This window comes from Kribbella sp. NPDC004875 (assembly GCF_042873375.1).
GTDB lineage: Bacteria > Actinomycetota > Actinomycetes > Propionibacteriales > Kribbellaceae > Kribbella.
Genome location: NZ_JBIALI010000003.1, coordinates 697,174 through 713,567, shown reverse-complemented (window position 1 = coordinate 713,567; position 16,394 = coordinate 697,174). Strand labels below are relative to the sequence as shown.

The following is a 16,394-nucleotide window of genomic DNA, read 5'->3' as shown; positions in this document are numbered from 1 at the left end:
GGGGCCGACGGCAGGGCCGTCACCTGGGGGGTGCCCGGGGGAGGGGCACCCAATGCACGCATTCCTGCAGCGGCTCGGGCGCGGCGCGGCACGGTTCCACTGGTTCGTGATCGCCGGCTGGCTGGTCGTGGTCGTCGGGCTGTTCGTGCTGAAGGCGGCGTTCGGCGGCACCTATGTCAACAACTACGCGGTGCCCGGCAGCCAGTCATCCAACGGTTTGAACATCCTGAACAAGGACTTCACGACCGCCGGCGGGTACTCGGGCTCGATCGTTTTCCACGCGAAGTCCGGCACCGTCGCCCAGCAGTCGACCGCGGTCCAGCAGTCGATGACGGCGGTCGGCAAACTGCCCGACGTGGTCAACGCGGTGGATCCGCTGGCGACCTCGCAGACGGCGTACATCTCCAAGGACGGCACCATCGTCAACGCGCCGGTCTCGTTCTCGGTGGTCCCGGCGTCCCTCGACAGCTCCTACCTCGACAAACTCGACGCGGCCGTCCAACCGGCTCGCACGGCCGGGCTGCAGGTCGAGTACGGCGGCGGCGCCGGCCAGATCGGGAAGCAGGCCAACGACCTCCCGTCGGAGGCGATCGGTCTCGGCCTCGCGCTGGTGCTGCTGTTCCTGATGTTCCGCTCGATCGTCGCGTCCGCGCTCCCGCTGGTGTCGGCGGTCTTCAGCGTCGGCGGCGGGCTGGCGATCCTCGGTCTGCTCGCGGCCGCCAAGGAGTTCCCGACCTCCGCGCCGACCGTGGCGACTCTGCTGGGGCTAGGAGTCGCGATCGACTACGGGCTCTTCCTGGTGTCCCGCCATCGGGAACAGCTCGACGACGGGATGGGTGTCGAGGAGTCGGCGGGTCGCGCCGAGTCGACGTCCGGCGCGGCGATCCTGGTCGCCGGCGGGACGGTCGTGATCGCGATCCTCGGGCTGTACGTGTCCGGCGTACCGTTCGTCGGCGCGCTCGGTCTGTCGTCGGCGATCGTGGTCGCGGTGACGGTGCTGGCCGCGCTGACCCTGATCCCGGCGCTGCTCGGGCTCTCGAAGCTGTTGATCCTGAACCGCAAGGACCGCAAGCACCTGGCCGCGGAACGCGAACTCGAGGACGAGCTCCCGGACCAGGCCGCGGTCGCCGAACACCGCGCGGAGGAACACGAACGCCGCGACGCCAAGCACGAGCAGAGCGCGTTCGCCCGCTGGGGGCGCCGGGTCAGCGCCCGGCCGTGGCCGTACGGCATCGCCGCAACCGTCGTACTGCTGGTGCTGGCGATCCCGCTGCTGTCGATGAACCTCGGCCAGCTCGATGCCGGCACCGATCCCGCGCAGGACTCCAGCCGGAAGGCGTACGACCTGATCGCGCAGGGCTTCGGTCCGGGCGCCAACGGTCCGCTGACGGTCGTCGTACAGCTGCAGTCGGTGAGTCCGAGCGACAAGCAGTCGGTGCTCAACGGGCTCGCCTCGACGCTGCAGAAGCAGCCCGGCGTGGCGGCCGTCCAGACGCCGACCACGAACAGCGCGGGGACGACCGCGATCATCAACGTCATCCCGACCACGTCGCCGTCGGCGGCGGCGACGGAGGATCTGGTGAACCGGATCCGCGACGACGTCCTGCCAAGCCAGCAGGAACCGACATTCGTCGTCGGCACCACCGCGGGGTACGTCGACTTCACCGAGAAGGTCGGCGGCCGGATGATCTGGCTGATCGGCGCCGTGGTGCTGCTCGCGTTCCTGCTGCTCACGGTCGCGTTCCGCTCGCTGCTGATCGGGGTGAAGGCCGCGATCCTGAACCTGCTGTCGGTCGGGGCAGCGTACGGGGTGATCGTCGCGGTCTTCCAGTGGGGCTGGGGGTCCTCGCTGGTCGGGATCGACGAGAAGGTGCCGATCCCGTCGTTCGTGCCGATGCTGATGTTCGCAATCGTGTTCGGGTTGTCGATGGACTACGAGGTGTTTCTGTTGTCCCGGGTGCACGAGGCATGGATCGCGACCAAGGACAGCCACCGCGCGGTGGCGATCGGGATCGGCGCGACCGCGCGCGTGATCACCACCGCGGCCGCGATCATGGTCGTGGTGTTCCTGAGCTTCGTGCTGGACGACGACCCGACGGTGAAGATGCTGGCGGTCGGCATGGCCGTCGCCGTGCTGATCGACGCCAGCATCGTCCGGATGATCCTGGTTCCGTCCGTGATGACGCTGCTCGGCCCGCAGGCCTGGTGGCTGCCGCGCTGGCTGGACCGGATCGTCCCCGACATCCAGCTCGAAGGCGGCGAGCCACCGGCACCGCCGGCACCGCGGGAGAAGGTCGGCTCCGCCTCCTGACCAGTGCCGGAGATCCGCCTCGGGATCGCGGCCGGAGATCAGTGCCGGAACAGGCGTACGCCGGTCGCGGACCAACGGATCCCGCGCTCGGCGCACGCGGCCGCGACCTCGCCCGACCGGATCGACCCACCGGGCTCCGCGATGTGCGTGACGCCGTACCGCTGTGCCTCCTCGACGTTGTCGCTGAAGGGCAGGGCGCCGTCGGACACCATCGTGACGCCGGTGAGCGGTTCGTCCGAACAGCGTGACCACCAGAGCGCGGCCTTCTCGCCGGCCAGCCGCGTGCAGTCCACACGCGACTGCTGACCGGCACCGATCCCGATCGCCATGCCGTCCTTCACCATCACCACGGTGTTCGATTGGGTGTACCGGGCAACGATCATGCCGAGGACGGCGTCGTCGGGGAGGTCGGCCGGGATCGGCAGTGCGTCGCGCTCCTGCGTCAGCCGTACGCCGAAGATCTCGCGCGCCTCTTCAGCCGGTGGCTCGAACTCCGGGTCGATCTCCAGCACGAGATAGGTCCCGCGCTTCTTCGCCGCCAGGATCTCGATGACGCCCTCGTCGTACCCGGGCGCGATGATCCCGTCCGACACCACCCGCTTCAGTACGCCGGCCAACTCCAGGTCGACCGGGTGCGAGACCGCGACGAAATCGCCGTACGACGACTTCGGATCGGCGTCCCGAGCCCTGCTGTACGCCTCCGCGACGGTCGCGCCGAGCGCCGCACCGGCGGGGGACACGTGCTTGTACGACGCCGCCGCGGGCCTGCCGAACCTTCGCGCGGCCTCCCGCACCAACTGCCAGCCGGTCAGGGCGTCGAGGATGTTGATGTACGACGGTTCGCCGGCCAGCACCGTGAACGGCGCGTGCTCCAGAGCGGCCGCTTGATGAGGATTCATGCCGTACCGCAGACGCATCGGGACCTCCGAGTCGATCGGAGGCGCCCAGGCGGACGACGCCTTGCTACTTCGCTCCCTGGTGGTGATCCACCCTCGCCAGTCGCGGTGCCGCCAGCCTACTTCGTAGCGCGGACAACCAGCAGCCGCGAGTCCTCGGCGAGCGGCTCGCCGTGCCATCCGCCGTCGATGGTCACGCCCGTGAAACCGGCGATCCGGAGATCGGCCAGGAGTTCGTCGGCCGACCGGAAGTACAAGACGTTGCGGTAGACCGCGTCGTGGCCGTCGGGGAACACGTTGTGCGCGTCGAACACCACCCGGCCGTCCGCGATCTCGATCAGCTCGAGCCACTCCTTCAAATGCCCGACCGCGGTGTCGCGTTCGCCGTACGTCGCCTCGCTCGTCCACTGCTCCCACGCGCGCATCGCCGGGTTGCGGGACTCGAACGCGAACACCCCGCCGGAACGCAACGCGGCGGCGATCGCGCTCACCGACGCCTGGTGTTCGGCGACATGCATCATCGTGTTGCCGCTGCTCACCACGAGATCGACATCGCCCGTCGGCCGCACCACGTGGTGGTCCCCGTCGATCCAGGTGACGCCGTCGGCTCCCGGCTGCCGGCGCGCATACCCGAGCATCGTCGTACTCGGGTCAATGCCGATCACCACCCGGCCCGGCGCGACCAGCGATCGGGTCAGCATGCCGGTGCCACACCCGAAGTCGATGACCTTCGCTGCACCCTCCGCCAATGACCGGTAATACGCATGGTCGTCACCCGGCGGGTTGTCCAGGTCATAAAGCTCCACCAACGACTCATCGCCATACGGGTCACCAGTCACGCCCCGCATGCTAGGCACCCCCATCCCCCCGAACCAGCCAATAACCACCCCGGCGCGCCACCCCGCCCCAGCCAACGGCGCCCTACCCCAGCCAACGGCGCCCTACCCCAGCCAACGGCGCCCCGCCCCACCCAACGGTGCCCCGCCCCACCCAACGGTGCCCCGCCCCACCCAACGGTGCCCTGGCACAGGCAACGGTGCCCGGGCACAGGCTACGGTGACTGGGCCAGGCAACGGTGCCCTTGCACAGGAAATAACAGGCCTTCACGCACCACGTCCTGTGCAAGCCACCGCCCGGTGGCACCCACAGCCGCCGCACAGCACTGGCCCGTGCGGCGCCACCGCCCGGTCCGCACGGCCCACCCAGTTCGCCCAGCCAACGGTGCCGTGCCCCAGCTAACGGTGCTGTGACCCAGCTAACGGTGCCCTGGCACAGGAAATAACAGGCCTCCACGCACCACGTCCTGTGCAAGCCCCGGCCCCGTCCGGTGGCACCCACAGCCGCCGCACAGCACTGGCCCCGTGCGGCGCCCCCCGCCCGGTCCGCCCAGCCTGGGCGCCCGTGTGTCATCTCGTGGGTTGCCCCCTGAGGTGGTGGGTTGCCGCCCGGAAATTCAAGGGGGCAACCCACCGCTTCAGTGGGCATCCGCTCGGTGAGCTCTGCGCTGCGGGGCGTGCCGCGCGCGGGTCACAGAGAGGATGGGCTGTGGGTATGCCGAGCGCGGGGCCGGCGGGTATACCGATCGCCGGTGTGCTGACGTGGAGCACGCTCGGCGCGGGTACGTCGCCGCTCGTGTACTGAGTCGGACCGGCGGACGGGGACGGAGGACGGGCGCCCAGCCGCGTGGGGAGCGCCGCACGAGGAACGTTGGTGTTGGGGGAGTGCCTCGCGTGAGCGGCGCAGATGGGGCGGGCTACGGATGGGGGAGCGCTGGAGGCGGGGGTGTGCCGCGGGAAGGTGGGACGTGGGGGTGTGCCGCGCGGGAAGGTGGGAGGTGGGGGGTGTGCCGCGCGGGAAGGTGGGAGGTGGGGGGTGTGCCGCCCGGGAACGTGGGATGTGCGGGTGTGCCGCGCGGGGACGTTTGAGGTGGGGGGCCGCGTGGGAGCGCCGCACGAGGAACGTCGGGGCTGGGGGAGTGCCTCGCGTGAACGCCGGAGGTGGAGCGGGCTACGTACAGGGAGCGCCGGGGGTGGAGCGAGCTACGTACGGGGAGCGTTGCAGGTGGGGAGTGCCGTGCGGGGAACGCGGGAGGCAGGGGAGTGCCGCGCGGGGAGGTCGGACCTGCGGGTGTGCCGCGCGGGGACGTGGGAGGTGGGGGTGGCGTGTGGGGAGCGTGGGTGGGGAGAGCCGGTGCGGGGGACGAGCGCCGCACCGGCTCGTTCGGGGGGATCTGCTGGGCGAAGCCCGCCAGGCTGGGATCAGACGGCGGACACCCAGGCGTAGATGTCGGCCGGGCGGCCGGCGGCCGCGGCGTGCGTCGGGTCGAACGGGCCGTGTTTGCTGACCTGGTTGTTCGAGTTGCCCTCGACCGTGGTGATCTTCCCGTCGGTGCCGACGGCAACGACCACGCCGGTGTGCACGCTGGTGTCGGTGTTGTCCGGGCCGGTGCCGTAGAGCACGATGTCGCCCGGCTGCATGCCGGTGTCGCCGTCGTGGGTGCGGCCCTTGCCCTGGCCCCAGGTGTAGATGTCACCCGTGAAGCCGTAGTTGGGGATGTCGATGCCGGCCTGCCGCCAGGTCCAGGTGGCGAAGTGCGCACACCAGGCCTCGCACGGGCCGTACGGGTTGCAGTTGCTACCGGGCGGTGTCTCCTGCTGGCCGACTTCGCCGTTCGCCGCGTTCACGATCGTGGTCCGGGTGTCGGCCGCGGACGCCGTCAGCGACAGCGATCCGAACAGTGCGACCAGCACGGATGCCACGAGCAGTCGTATCGAGAGGCGCATGAGTCACTCCGATCTGGAGAGGGGGCGGTAAAAACCTTGCGGTCTCGCCAGATCAGTATGTGACTAACCTACTTCACAGAGCCATTACGGCGTCATCAAGTTACGAACACGCCATTCCTAAGACAGGTGTCTCAGGCAATGAGACACCGTGGCGCTGAACTTGACCCGGTCGCGGTCGGTCGGCGAATGTTGCCACATGCGATCGATTCTCCTCGTACTTGTGCGGCGCGCCGACTGACGCGACCACTGAGTCGAGCGCGCCCCTTCAGCCAACCCGGCGGAAGGGGTTTTTTGTTGCCAGGGCGACTATCTGAGACCCAGTAGCACCCGGACAACGGCCACAAGCGAGGATGGATCGGTCGCGAAAAGCCAAACAGCCACAGCGTGACAGGACTAGGGAAGGCACTCATGAGTGAGCAGCTGACCGGGGCACAGGCTCTGATCCGTGCACTGGAACATGCCGGAGTCGACACCGTCTTCGGCATCCCGGGTGGCGCGATCCTCCCGGCGTACGACCCGATGCTCGACTCGACCCAGATCCGCCACATCCTGGTACGTCACGAGCAGGGCGCCGGTCACGCCGCCCAGGGGTACGCCGCCGCGTCGGGCAAGGTCGGCGTGTGTATGGCGACCTCCGGACCGGGCGCGACCAACCTGGTGACGCCGATCGCCGACGCTTACATGGACTCGGTGCCGATCGTCGCGATCACCGGCCAGGTCGCCAGCGCCGCGATCGGTACGGACGCCTTCCAGGAGGCGGACATCCGCGGCATCACGATGCCGATCACCAAGCACAACTTCCTGGTGAACGACCCGAACGACATCGCCACCACGATCGCCGAGGCGTTCCACATCGCCGCCACCGGCCGGCCCGGTCCGGTCCTGGTGGACGTGACCAAGGACGCGATGCAGGCGATGGTCGACTTCCAGTGGCCGACCGAGCTCTCGCTGCCCGGGTACCGGCCGGTGACCCGCCCGCACCCCAAGCAGGTGCGCGAGGCGGCCCGGCTGATCGCCGCCGCCGAGAAGCCGGTGCTGTACGTCGGCGGCGGTGTGATCCGCGCGCAGGCCAGCGCCGAGCTGAAGGAGCTCGCCGAGCTGCTCGGCATCCCGGTCATCACCACGCTGATGGCCCGCGGCGCCCTGCCTGACACCCACGAGCTGCACTTCGGCATGCCCGGCATGCATGGCTCGGTGTCCGCGGTCGGCGCGCTGCAGCGCTCGGACCTGCTGATCGCGCTCGGCGCCCGCTTCGACGACCGGGTGACCGGCCGGCTCGACTCGTTCGCGCCGGACGCGAAGGTCATCCACGCCGACATCGACCCGGCCGAGATCGGCAAGAACCGCGCCGCCGACGTGCCGATCGTGGGGGACTGCAAGGAGGTCATCACCGACCTGCTGGCCGCCCTCCGCGCCGAGATCGCGAGCGCCGGCCGCACCCCGTCGTACGACGCCTGGCGCAAGCAGCTCGAGGCGGTCCGGGCCCGCTACCCGCTCGGGTACGACGAGCCCGAGGACGGCACGCTCTCGCCGCAGCACGTGATTCAGCGGATCGGTGAGATCGCCGGCCCGGACGCCGTGTACACCGCGGGCGTCGGCCAGCACCAGATGTGGTCCGCGCACTTCCTGCCGTTCGAGAAGCCCGGTCACTGGCTGAACTCCGGCGGCCTCGGCACCATGGGGTACGCCGTGCCGGCCGCGATGGGCGCCAAGGTCGCGCGGCCGGACAAGACCGTGTGGGCGATCGACGGCGACGGCTGCTTCCAGATGACGAATCAGGAGCTCGTCACCTGCGCGCTGGAGGGCATCCCGATCAAGGTCGCGGTGATCAACAACCAGTCGCTGGGCATGGTCCGGCAGTGGCAGACGCTGTTCTACGACAAGCGCTACTCGAACACCGACCTGCACTCGACCCAGATCCCGGACTTCGCGAAGCTGGCCGAGGCGATGGGCGGCGTCGGGATGCGCTGCTCCGACAAGGACTCGCTGGACGCCACCATCGAGAAGGCGATGGCGGTCACCGACGCGCCGGTCGTCGTGGACTTCGTCGTGCACCGCGACGCGATGGTGTGGCCGATGGTCGCGGCCGGCGTCAGCAACGACGAGATCCAGATCGCCCGCGACATGGCCCCGACGTGGGAAGGCGAGGAGCTCTAGTGAGAGAGCGAAGCGAACGAACAAATCCAACACAGCCTACTCGTGCCTCATCGGCGCCCGGAGCGAAGCGAGGACGTCGATGAGTAAGCACACACTGTCGATCCTGGTCGAGAACAAGCACGGTGTGCTGGCCCGGGTGGCCGCACTGATCTCCCGCCGTGGGTTCAACATCGACTCGCTCGCGGTCGGTCCGACCGAGCACCCCGAGGTGTCCCGGATGACCATCGCGGTCAGCGTGGACGAGCAGCCGCTGGAGCAGATCACCAAGCAGCTCAACAAGCTGGTGAACGTGATCAAGATCGTCGAACTCGAACCCACCCAGACGGTGCAGCGCGAGCTGCTGCTGGTGAAGGTGAAGGCGGACACCCTGACCCGCGGACAGGTGCTGGAGACCGTCCAGCTGTTCCGTGCGAAGGTGGTGGACGTGGCACCGGACGCGATCACGATCGAGGCGACCGGCAATCCCGAGAAGCTCGAGGCCATGCTCCGGGTGCTGGAACCCTTCGGCGTCCGCGAGCTGGTGCAGTCCGGCATGGTGGCGATCGGCCGGGGCAGTCGCTCCATCTCCGACCGCACGCTGCGGCCGGTCCCGGTGCCGCCGCCGCACGTCCAGACGGGGCCTCCGACGGTGCAGGCGCGACCCGCCGACCGGGCGCCGCACCCCGCCCCTCCGCACCACCCGGTGCCGGCGCCGCCCCCCGGCCGCACCGCCGCCGCCGTACCGAATCAACACTAAGGAGAAGTGCCGCAAGTGGCAGCTGAAATGTTCTACGACGACAACGCCGACCTGTCGGTGATCCAGGGCCGCCACGTGGCCGTCCTCGGCTACGGCTCCCAGGGCCACGCCCACGCGCTCTCGCTGCGCGACTCCGGCGTCGACGTCCGGGTCGGCCTGCCGGAAGGCTCGAAGAGCCGGGCGAAGGCCGAGGCTCAGGGCCTGCGGGTGCTCACCCCGGCCGAGGCGGCCGAGGAGGCCGACGTGATCGTCGTGCTGGCGCCGGACCCGGCCCAGCGCAAGCTCTACAAGGAGGCCATCGAGCCGAACCTGGTCGACGGCGACGCGCTGGTCTTCGGGCACGGCTTCAACATCCGGTTCGGCTACATCAAGCCGCCGGCCGGCGTGGACGTCTTCATGGTCGCCCCCAAGGGCCCCGGTCACCTGGTTCGTCGCGAGTACTCCGAGGGTCGCGGCGTACCCGTCCTGGTCGCGGTCGAGCAGGACGCCACCGGAAAGGCCTGGGACCTGGCGCTGTCGTACGCGAAGGGCATCGGCGGCCTGCGGGCCGGCGGCATCAAGACCACCTTCACCGAGGAGACCGAGACCGACCTGTTCGGTGAGCAGGCCGTCCTCTGCGGTGGCGTGTCGGCGCTGATCCAGGCCGGCTTCGAGACGCTGACCGAGGCCGGGTACCAGCCCGAGGTCGCGTACTTCGAGTGCCTGCACGAGCTCAAGCTGATCGTCGACCTGATCTACGAAGGCGGTATCGCCAAGCAGCGCTGGTCGGTCTCCGACACCGCCGAGTACGGCGACTACGTGTCCGGCCCGCGGATCATCGACGCGTCGGTGAAGGCCCGGATGAAGGAGGTCCTCGGCGACATCACCGACGGCACCTTCGCGGCCCGCTTCATCGCCGACCAGGACGCCGGCGCGCCGGAGTTCGCCGAGTTCCGCAAGCAGAGCGAGTCGCACCCGATCGAGGCCGTCGGCAAGGAGCTGCGCGGCCTGATGGCGTGGGTGAAGTCGCACGACGAGGACTACGTCGAGGGCACTGCCGCTCGCTGACCGCCGGGCTCCTTCGCGGGAGCTTGAACACCTTCCCGGGGCCTTGAACAGGTAATTTCCTGTTCAAGGCCCCGGTTTGTCGGGTCAGCTCCCGATGGCTGACTCCGGGGTTTGACACAATGTGTGACGGTTCGCGGGCAGGACGGGTGATGCGGGGGAGGTGACCAGCGGTGGAGGACGGCAGGAACACGCTGCCTCGGCCGCCTCGGCGGGTGCCGGCCGGGGCCGGATCCCTGACCCAGCTCGAGACCCCGAGCCGCCCGAAGTCCGGGGGACCGGCGCCGCGACGGCCGTGGATCTTCGGCCGCGTCCTGGCCGGCCTGGTCGTCCTGCTCGTGGTCGTCGCCGGTGGCGCCGGCGCGGGCTGGTACGTCCGCGCGCAGACCGTCCGGATCGACACCGCCGAGGTGCTGAAGTCGGTCGGCCCGTCGGTCGTCCGGGTGCTCGCGACCACCTGTGAGGGGACGGGCGAGGCGTCCGGCGTACTGATCGACAACGGGCGGGTGCTGACCGCGACGTCGGCGGTCAAGCTGCCGCGGGGGATCGTGATCGTGCTTCCGGACGGCCGGATGCGGCGGGCCAACCTGCTCGCCACCAGCACCGACGGTGTCGCCGTCCTGCAGTCGATCGGGGTCAGCGGCAATGCCGTGCAGTTGGCGCCGGCTGATCCCGGCCCCAAGGCCGAGCGGGCCCTCGTCGGGTACACCTCGGCCGCCAAGCAGGTCATCAACCCGATCGGCCCGGCCGCCGACCCCACGGCGCTCAGCGCGTACATGAACGCGGCCAAGCTCGGTGGCCCGGTCGTCGACAAGGCCGGCCAGGTCGTCGGAGTCGTCGTCGGCGACACGGTCCAGGACAGCACGATCGTCGGTCTCGACAAGCTCCGCGGGTACGCCGCTCCGACGTCGACCGGCATGACCGTCGCACCGAGCGGGACCTGCGAGCTGTCGAAAGGTCCGCAGGCCGCGATCGCCCCGAAGCTCCAGGTCGCCGGTACGCCGCTGGCCGTCGAGGTGCGAGGCCTGCTCGGCAACTACGTGACCCTGGAGAACCAGAAGGACTTCAGCGGTCTGCAGTCGGTGTACTCCAAGAAGCTGGCCCGGTCGCTCACCGAAGAGCGGGACCGGACGAGCCACCGGACGACGTACTTCTTCGATCCGAGGCTCACCGATGTCAGCCCCGACGGCTCGTACGCGCGAATGTCGTACAACGTGCTGTTCGCCTCCAACGAGGACGGTTCCGGAGGCCGCAGCTGCAGCCGGATGGACGTGCGGTACCAACTGGTCCGCGAGGGCGGCAAGCTGGTGATGGACAGCGCCACCGCGGCGTCGGCCGCGGTCAGCTGCGAGACGGATTAGCTGTCACCTGAGCGGAGAGTGACCGGCATGCGGGTCCCCGGCACCTGCTCGCGGGTGGACGGGGTACCATCGGTCCAGCGGGCACAGCGCGGTGCTCTGTTCATCATGAGCCCCTACCGCTTCTGCAGGAGATTCCTCCATGACTGACGTAACCCGGCCCGTCGTCCTGATCGCCGAAGAGCTCAGCCCGGCCACCGTCGAGGCCCTCGGTCCCGACTTCGAGATCCGGCACACCAACGGCGCCGACCGCGCCGAGCTGATCCCGGCCATCGCCGATGTCGACGCGATCCTGATCCGCAGCGCCACCAAGGTGGACGCCGAGGCGCTCGCCGCCGCGAAGAAGCTGAAGGTCGTCGCCCGCGCCGGCGTCGGCCTGGACAACGTGGACGTGAAGGCCGCCACCCAGGCCGGTGTGATGGTCGTGAACGCGCCGACCTCCAACATCACCAGCGCCGCCGAGCTCGCGGTCGCGCTGCTGCTGGCGTCCGCGCGCCGGGTCCCGGCCGCGAACGAGTCGCTCAAGAAGGGCGAGTGGAAGCGCAGCAAGTACTCGGGTGTCGAGCTGTTCGAGAAGACCGTCGGCATCGTCGGCCTCGGCAAGATCGGCGTCCTGGTCGCGCAGCGGCTGGCCGCCTTCGGCATGAACGTGATCGCCTACGACCCGTACGTGCAGGCCGGCCGGGCCGCGCAGATGGGCGTCCGGCTCGCCACCCTGGACGAGCTGCTGGCGAGCAGTGACTTCATCTCGGTGCACCTGCCGAAGACTCCGGAGACCATCGGCCTGATCGGCGACGAGCAGCTGCACAAGGTCAAGCCCGAGGTCATCATCGTGAACGCGGCCCGCGGTGGCATCGTCGACGAGCAGGCGCTGTACAGCGCGCTCAAGGAGGGCCGGGTGGCCGGCGCCGGCCTCGACGTGTTCGCGTCCGAGCCGTGCACCGACTCGCCGCTGTTCGAGTTCGAGAACGTCGTCGTCACGCCGCACCTCGGCGCGTCCACCGAGGAGGCACAGGAGAAGGCCGGTATCGCGGTCGCCAAGTCGGTTCGGCTCGCGCTGTCCGGTGAGCTGGTCCCGGACGCCGTGAACGTCCAGGGCGGTGTGATCGCCGAGGACGTCCGCCCGGGGATCGCGCTGACCGAGAAGCTCGGCCGGATCTTCACCGCGCTGGCCGGTGGCGTCGCGCAGCAGCTCGACGTCGAGGTCCGCGGCGAGATCACGCAGTACGACGTGAAGGTCCTGGAGCTCGCCTCGCTCAAGGGTGTGTTCGCGGACGTCGTCGAGGACAACGTCTCGTACGTGAACGCGCCGCTGCTGGCCGCCGAGCGGGGCCTCGAGGTCCGGCTCGTCACCGACCACGACAGCCCTGAGCACCGCAACCTGATCACGCTGCGCGGCACGCTCGCCGACGGCGCCCAGGTGTCGGTCTCCGGCACGCTGGTCGGCGTCCGGCAGTCGGAGCGGCTGGTCGAGATCGACGGGTTCGACGTCGAGATCGAGCTCGCCGCGCACCTCGCGTTCCTTACCTACGAGGACCGCCCGGGCGCGGTCGGCCAGATCGGCCGGATCCTCGGCGACGCCGACGTGAACATCGCCGGCATGCAGGTCAGCCGGGACCGCAAGGGCGGCCAGGCGCTGGTCGCGCTCTCGGTCGACTCCGCGATCGCCACCTCGGTGCTGGACGACATCAAGGGGGCCGTCCAGGCCGCCACGGCCCGCACGGTGGACCTCGAGGCCTGATTCAGGCGAACGACTGATTTACTGAAGGCGGTCAGCCGCCCGCAGGCGCATGGCGGCTGACAAGGGCCCGAGCTCCATAGCTCGGGCCCGCTTCAGTTCTCCAACCTGCCCACACCGCCCGGTCCGCTCCTGGCCTGCGTTTCAGTGGTTAACCTGCGACGTGTTCCCTTCACTCGCTGCATGCGAGGCAGGAAGGGACGTTCTCGGAGGTTAACCACTGAAGGGCCGAGGCCCCGCGGGGGCGGGGACGGGGGCGGGAGCTGCTAGCGGCGGGTAGCCAGCAGTACGGCGGCGTCCGCCGCGACCATCACCTCGACGGTGGTGAACCGCGGGTCCATCAGCCACTCCTGGCGCAGCGTGTCGACACGGCCCTCGTACATCGGCGGCCAGACCGCGGACGGCGTGAAGTCGTCGAGAACCACGAAGCCGCCGGGCTCGACGACGTCCGCGATCACGTCGCGGGCGGACAGCTTCGCCTCGCGCGCGTCCACGAACAGCAGCGCGAACGGGCCGCGCTCGATCAGTGCGGTCCAGTCGGCCGAGACGACCTCGATCCGCTCGTCGGCGGCGAACAGTTCGCCGACCGCCTTCGCGAGCTGCGGATCGCTCTCGGCCGTGACGATGTTCGTCCCCGCACCGGCGCCACTACGCAACCACGCCGATCCGACGCCGCAGCCGGTACCGAGCTCGCCGAGCAGGCCGGTCTTCGAGGCCGCGAGGGTGGCGAGCAGCCGGCCGGTCTCGTTCCTGGTGGAGCTGACGAATCCGCGCCGGCCGGACAGGCTGAGGGCCGCCGAGACCAGCGGCGGCAGTTCTGGAGGAGCACTCACCGGCTGAGAGTCGCACAGTTCCGGTCCAGCACCCGCACTGAGATCTCACATTTCGGGACAACCTGCCCGCATAGTGGTGAAATAGTCGGACGTGCGAGTAAATTCGTGCGCACCCTGCCACCCACGCCATATTGGGAGGAGCAGCATGTACGACATGTATCCAGCCAACTGGCCCGCGATCGACGCGCGCGAGCGGAAGGCGACCCGCCGTCGCCGTACCACGCGCCCGGCCGGTGATCAGGTCAAGGCTGTCCAAGAGGCCATGAACCGCCGCGACAATGGGGGAGAACCCAAGAAGTGAGCGACAACAAGAACTTCACGCTGGCTGTCGTCCCCGGTGACGGGATCGGTCCCGAGGTCACCACCGAGGCACTGAAGGTGCTGGACGCGGTAGCGGCGCAGTACGGCGTGACGTTCGAGCGGACCGAGTACGACCTCGGCGCGAAGCGCTGGCACGCCACCGGCGAGACGCTGCCGGACGCCGAGCTGGCGGAGATCCGCAAGCACGACGCGATCCTGCTCGGCGCGGTCGGGGACCCGAGCGTCCCGTCCGGCGTCCTCGAGCGCGGTCTGCTGCTGAAGCTCCGGTTCACCCTCGACCACTACGTGAACCTGCGGCCCTCGAAGATCTACCCGTCCGTCGGCTCCCCGCTGGCGAACCCGGGCGAGGTCGACTTCGTCGTCGTCCGCGAGGGCACCGAGGGCCCGTATGTCGGCAACGGCGGCGCACTGCGCGTCGGTACGCCGGCCGAGATCGCCACCGAGGTCTCGGTCAACACGGCGTACGGCGTCGAGCGGGTCGTCCGGGACGCGTTCGCGCGGGCCCTTGCGCGGCCACGCAAGAAGCTCACGCTGGTGCACAAGAACAACGTCCTGGTGCACGCCGGCCACCTGTGGAAGCGGACCGTCGACAAGGTCGCCGAAGAGTTCCCGGAGATCACCGTCGACTACCTGCACGTCGACGCGGCGACGATCTTCATGGTCACCGACCCGGCGCGCTTCGACGTGATCGTCACCGACAACCTGTTCGGCGACATCATCACCGACCTGGCGGCCGCGATCAGCGGCGGGATCGGGCTGGCCGCGAGCGGGAACATCAACCCGGACCGGACCGCGCCGAGCATGTTCGAGCCGGTGCACGGCTCCGCGCCGGACATCGCCGGCCAGCAGAAGGCGGACCCGACCGCGGCGATCCTGTCCGCGTCGCTGCTCTGCGACCACCTCGGACTGACCGAGTCCGCGCGGGCGATCGAGGCGGCCGTCGAGGCGGACATCGAGGAGCGCACGGGCGCTGCCCGCAGTACTGCGGAGATCGGTGACGCAATCGCCAAGCGCGCGGCGGGCTGACCGATGACCACCTGTGAGGCTCCCGCGGCGGCCGGGGGCGATGCTCGCCTGACCAGTCGTGCGAGAGGTACGGTGCGGCTATGAGCGCCATCGAGTTCACCGTTGAGCCCAACACCCAACCGGCCAGCGACGACCAGCGCGCCCAGATCCTGGCGAACCCGGGATTCGGGCAGTACTTCTCCGACCACATGGCGATCGCCACCTGGACGGCCGAGAAGGGCTGGCACGACGCGCGGATCACCGCCTTCGGACCGCTGGAGCTGTCTCCGGCGACCGCGGTGTTCCACTACGCCCAGACGATCTTCGAGGGGATGAAGGCCTACCGGCACCCCGACGACTCGATCCACCTGTTCCGCCCCGAGGCGAACGCGGCCCGGTTCCAGCGGTCCGCCCAGCGGCTCGCGCTGCCGGAACTGCCGACCGAGGCCTTCCTCGACTCGCTGCACAAGCTGGTCGAGGTCGACAAGGCCTGGGTCCCGGGCGGTGGCGAGACCTCGCTGTACCTGCGTCCGTTCATGTTCGGCTCCGACCCGTTCCTCGGGGTGCGCCCGTCCAGCCACGTCACGTACTGCGTGATCGCCTCGCCGGCCGGCTCGTACTTCTCCGGCGGTGTGAAGCCGGTGCGGATCTGGCTCAGCGAGGAGTACACCCGGGCGGCTCCCGGCGGCACCGGCGCAGCGAAGACCGGCGGCAACTACGCCTCCTCGCTGCTCGCGCAGGCCGAGGCGATCGAGCAGGGTTGCGACCAGGTCGCCTTCCTCGACGCGGTCGAGAAGAAGTGGGTCGAAGAGCTCGGCGGGATGAACCTGTACTTCGTCCTCGACGACAACACCGTGGTGACGCCGGAGCTGTCCGGCACGATCCTCGAGGGTGTCACCCGGGACTCGATCCTGAAGCTGGTCACCGATCTCGGGCACCACGTCGCCGAGCGCAAGATCTCGATCGACGAGTGGCGCGAGGGCGCGGCCTCCGGCAAGGTGCGCGAGGTCTTCGCCTGTGGCACCGCCGCGGTCGTCACCCCGGTCGCCTCCCTGAGTTCCAAGGACGGCGAGGTCCAGATCGGCGACGGCACCGGCGGTCCGGTCACCGCAGCCGTCCGCAGCGCCCTGCTGGACGTCCAGTACGGTCGCGCCGCCGACCCCCACGGCTGGATGACCAAGATCTGAGCCACGGCGAACGGCCCGGTGGGTT

The 16,394-nt window shown here is 69.7% G+C and carries 12 protein-coding genes, 1 pseudogene and 1 riboswitch; of the genes and pseudogenes, 9 read left to right on the top strand and 4 right to left on the bottom strand.

From position 1 onward, the window contains the following. Window positions 1-52: 52 nt before the first annotated feature. Window positions 53-2,311, top strand: a complete 2,259-nt coding sequence (locus ACFYRH_RS20600) for an MMPL family transporter (RefSeq protein WP_387777249.1) — start codon at window positions 53-55, stop codon at window positions 2,309-2,311. A gap of 38 nt (window positions 2,312-2,349) precedes the next feature. On the opposite strand, the gene ACFYRH_RS20595 is transcribed toward ACFYRH_RS20600, so the two are convergent. The 3 genes from ACFYRH_RS20595 to ACFYRH_RS20585 all read right to left on the bottom strand — a co-directional run bounded on the left by ACFYRH_RS20595 (window position 2,350) and on the right by ACFYRH_RS20585 (window position 5,990). Continuing rightward, window positions 2,350-3,228: a 5-aminoimidazole-4-carboxamide ribonucleotide transformylase gene (locus ACFYRH_RS20595; RefSeq protein WP_387777246.1), complete on the bottom strand. Its 879-nt coding sequence runs from the start codon at window positions 3,226-3,228 to the stop codon at window positions 2,350-2,352. A gap of 18 nt (window positions 3,229-3,246) precedes the next feature. Continuing rightward, a riboswitch (ZMP/ZTP riboswitch) is annotated at window positions 3,247-3,324 on the bottom strand. A gap of 2 nt (window positions 3,325-3,326) precedes the next feature. Then, window positions 3,327-4,013: a class I SAM-dependent methyltransferase gene (locus ACFYRH_RS20590; RefSeq protein WP_387777243.1), complete on the bottom strand. Its 687-nt coding sequence runs from the start codon at window positions 4,011-4,013 to the stop codon at window positions 3,327-3,329. Between the two features lie 1,452 nt (window positions 4,014-5,465). Further along, window positions 5,466-5,990: a CHAP domain-containing protein gene (locus tag ACFYRH_RS20585; RefSeq protein ID WP_387777240.1), complete on the bottom strand. Its 525-nt coding sequence runs from the start codon at window positions 5,988-5,990 to the stop codon at window positions 5,466-5,468. Window positions 5,991-6,398: 408 nt separating this feature from the next. On the opposite strand from ACFYRH_RS20585, the gene ACFYRH_RS20580 reads away from it, so the two are divergent. The 5 genes and pseudogenes from ACFYRH_RS20580 to serA all read left to right on the top strand — a co-directional run bounded on the left by ACFYRH_RS20580 (window position 6,399) and on the right by serA (window position 13,026). Further along, window positions 6,399-8,147, top strand: a complete 1,749-nt coding sequence (locus tag ACFYRH_RS20580; protein WP_387777237.1) for an acetolactate synthase large subunit — start codon at window positions 6,399-6,401, stop codon at window positions 8,145-8,147. A 79-nt stretch (window positions 8,148-8,226) separates the two neighbouring features. Continuing rightward, window positions 8,227-8,730, top strand: a pseudogene (gene ilvN / locus ACFYRH_RS20575) (acetolactate synthase small subunit); the annotation flags it as partial. Window positions 8,731-8,910: 180 nt separating this feature from the next. Then, the gene (gene ilvC / locus ACFYRH_RS20570) at window positions 8,911-9,930 is read left to right on the top strand and encodes a ketol-acid reductoisomerase (RefSeq protein WP_387778313.1); all 1,020 of its coding nucleotides are present in this window, start codon (window positions 8,911-8,913) and stop codon (window positions 9,928-9,930) included. Between the two features lie 170 nt (window positions 9,931-10,100). Beyond that, window positions 10,101-11,288 carry a trypsin-like peptidase domain-containing protein gene (locus ACFYRH_RS20565; RefSeq protein WP_387777234.1) on the top strand — a complete coding sequence of 396 codons (1,188 nt, stop codon included), beginning with the start codon at window positions 10,101-10,103 and terminating at the stop codon, window positions 11,286-11,288. A 139-nt stretch (window positions 11,289-11,427) separates the two neighbouring features. After that, window positions 11,428-13,026 carry a phosphoglycerate dehydrogenase gene (gene serA, locus ACFYRH_RS20560; protein ID WP_387777231.1) on the top strand — a complete coding sequence of 533 codons (1,599 nt, stop codon included), beginning with the start codon at window positions 11,428-11,430 and terminating at the stop codon, window positions 13,024-13,026. A gap of 263 nt (window positions 13,027-13,289) precedes the next feature. Here serA and ACFYRH_RS20555 read toward each other — a convergent pair whose 3' ends face one another. Further along, window positions 13,290-13,856, bottom strand: coding sequence for an O-methyltransferase (locus tag ACFYRH_RS20555; protein ID WP_387777228.1), 567 nt, complete (start codon window positions 13,854-13,856; stop codon window positions 13,290-13,292). 145 nt (window positions 13,857-14,001) lie between these two features. Between ACFYRH_RS20555 and ACFYRH_RS20550 the strand changes: the two genes are divergently transcribed. From ACFYRH_RS20550 to ACFYRH_RS20540, 3 genes are all read left to right on the top strand, one after another. Then, window positions 14,002-14,157, top strand: coding sequence for a hypothetical protein (locus ACFYRH_RS20550; protein WP_387777225.1), 156 nt, complete (start codon window positions 14,002-14,004; stop codon window positions 14,155-14,157). Continuing rightward, on the top strand, window positions 14,154-15,203 hold the full coding sequence (locus tag ACFYRH_RS20545) for a 3-isopropylmalate dehydrogenase (RefSeq protein ID WP_387777222.1): 1,050 nt from the start codon (window positions 14,154-14,156) through the stop codon (window positions 15,201-15,203). The genes ACFYRH_RS20550 and ACFYRH_RS20545 overlap by 4 nt, the downstream gene beginning before the upstream one ends. Before the next feature lie 80 nt (window positions 15,204-15,283). After that, entirely contained in the window at window positions 15,284-16,369 is a 1,086-nt protein-coding gene (locus tag ACFYRH_RS20540; protein WP_387777219.1) for a branched-chain amino acid aminotransferase, read from the top strand. Window positions 16,370-16,394 lie beyond the last annotated feature (25 nt).